This is a genomic window from Streptomyces sp. BK340, from assembly GCF_007827595.1.
Classification (GTDB): domain Bacteria; phylum Actinomycetota; class Actinomycetes; order Streptomycetales; family Streptomycetaceae; genus Streptomyces.
In genome coordinates this window covers 1-2365 of the sequence record NZ_VISR01000070.1, presented here as the reverse complement: position 1 = coordinate 2365, position 2365 = coordinate 1, and the positions used below count along the sequence as shown (strand labels likewise).

The 2365-nt window shown below is 68.0% G+C and carries 2 protein-coding genes; both read left to right on the top strand.

Annotated features, from left to right (window positions below; all coding sequences use genetic code 11):
- Nucleotides 1–829 precede the first annotated feature (829 nt).
- Nucleotides 830–1745, top strand: a protein-coding gene (locus FB157_RS46945) for an IS5 family transposase (protein WP_398948082.1) whose coding sequence is annotated in 2 segments (ribosomal slippage) — nucleotides 830–1261 and nucleotides 1263–1745 — 915 coding nt in all. Because the reading frame shifts where the segments join, the coding sequence is not laid out codon by codon here.
- Complete coding sequence (locus FB157_RS49830; protein WP_398948081.1) at nucleotides 1631–2173, top strand: hypothetical protein; 543 nt, start codon at nucleotides 1631–1633, stop codon at nucleotides 2171–2173. Before FB157_RS46945 ends, FB157_RS49830 begins: the two co-directional genes overlap by 115 nt.
- The last annotated feature ends 192 nt before the right edge of the window (nucleotides 2174–2365 follow it).

The window sequence follows — 2365 nt, the reverse complement described above, 5'->3', positions numbered from 1 at the left end:
CCCACGAATACGAGACCAACCACTACGCTCAACACCAGCCCCAACCGGCGGCTGGAGTCAACGCATAGAGCCTCCACCGATCCCGGAGCGGTTCACACTCCATTCCCCACACAACGCCGCCCCACACAGCCATCAGAACACGGCGCCGGTCAGGAGACGCGGTACTGCTCCACCGGCGGGCGGCCGGCTCTTCACAGTGCGACAGCCGGCCAGATCAGATCCGCGGCGCGCCAACGGCGGCACGGACCCCCCTTGCATGCCCTGCCCCACACAGACAGCTCCTCCAAGCGCCACCGCATACCAACAATCACTCAACCTGAACCTTGCGCAGCACAGAGGACACGACCTGACCACCAACCAGCAAACCCACAGGCCAGACCCCCGCCCCAGCCCAGCACCCCTAATCACTCCAGCCGCTCACCCGCCGCGCACACCCGCCCACAGACGCACCGCAAACTGATCAACACAGGCCAGACCACCAACCACTGACCACAAACACCGCTCCTGGACAGGGCCAAGCTCGCCGCTCTCGGATTGGAGTGAGCAGCGGAGTAACACGGCCCGCCCAGCACCGTGTCCGCCGGCACCGGGGCGGGCATACAGAGGGTCCGCGGTGGCAAGAGTTATGACGGGGGACGTCGTCTCATCGAGTGCCCGCCACAACAGGTGGAGCGCACCCCGGTCGGGGTGAGCCGGTACTCGCTGCCGTCGGGGTAGCGCACCGACACCTCACCCGAGAGCTGCGGGTACACAGGTCTCGTCGACGATGTTCCGGGTGCGGGCCGCGAGCCTGACGATCCGAGTGCGGGGCAGTGCGCCTGTCGGGAGCATGGCCGCGGACCGTACGAATCGGCGCGCGCCTAGGCAGTTTCGTTTGGATCAGTCGGTCGTTGGCCCAGGTGTGCCGCTAACAGATGCGCAGTGGGCCCGGATCGAGCCGTTACTCCCCGACCGGACGCCGAAGCGGGGTGGACGCTGGCGGGATCACCGTGAGGTGATCGACGCGGTCGCCTTAAAGTTCCAGACCGGAACGCAGTGGGTCCATCTGCCGGAGAAGTACGGCAACTGGCGAGGTGTCTACAACCGGCTGCGGATGTGGGCCGTCGACGGCACCTGGGAGCGGGTGTTCACCGCGCTGATGGCCCAGGCCGAAGCCGATGAGGACCTGACCTGGGCCGTGTCCGTGGACTCCACGATCGTGCGGGCTCACCAGCACGCGGCCGGAGCCCGCAAAAGGGGCCCCGGCCGGCGAACCGGCCGACCACGCCATCGGCCGGTCTCGCGGCGGACTGACCACGAAGATCCACCTCGCAGCCGATGCCCGCTGCCGGCCTCTCGCGTTCGTCCTCACCGCCGGACAGGCGGGTGATGCCCCCGCCTTCACCGCCGTCATGGCCCGCCTGCGCGTCCCCCGGCGACGGGGCCGTCCGCGCACCAGGCCGGACGTGGTCCTGGCGGACAGGGCCTATTCATCCCGCGCGATCCGCGGCCACCTGCGAAAGCGCGGCATCCGGGCGGTGATCCCGGTCCCGGCAGATCAGCGTGGTCACCGGCTGCGACTCGGCAGCCGGGGCGGCAGGCCGCCGGCCTTCGATCGCGAAACCTACAAGCAGCGCAACACCGTCGAACGGTGCATCAACCGCCTGAAGCAGTGGCGAGGCATCGCGACCCGCTACGAGAAGACCGCGACCATCTACCTGGCAGGACTCCACATCGCCGGCATCTTCCTGTGGTCCGCCCGCTGATCCAAACGAAACCGCCTAGCGCCGCGGTCACCGCACTGCGCGAACACGGTTCACTACAGGCGTACGCCGCGCTCCACCGGCGCGTTCCGGGGCTCGGGCCGTTCTTCACCAAGTTCCTCTACTTCACCGGCATCGCTATACCGCCCGCCCGTGGCCCGCGGCCTCTCATCCTCGACCGCGTGCTGTCTGGGCGCCTGCAGTGGATGGCCGCTGCCGTCGGTCGCGAGAGCGGCCACGACCCGGATGGCTCAGTCGCCGCCTGGGTGTGGTCGGACGGGAACTGGTCGCCCCACCGCTACCAGGTCTACCTCTCCTTCATTCACGCCGCCGTCGACCAGCTGGCCGCAGGTGACAACTGGCCGTCCGGTGCGGCCCCCGACCTGCTCGAATGCGCGTTGTTCACTACCGGCTGCGAGACATCTGGCTGACGGCACGCTGTGCCGGTACGGAGCGCGGTGGAAAACGGGCACCTGGCAGCCTCTCCCCTACGCATAGGGGAGGTTTGGAGGCCTCAGTTCAGTCCTGTAATAGCGGCTAACACAATGAGGTGGATCGCTCCTGCTCGCCGTGTCCAGGGCGAGAGTTGAGCGTTCGGTCCTCTGTGGGGACGTCACCGTGGA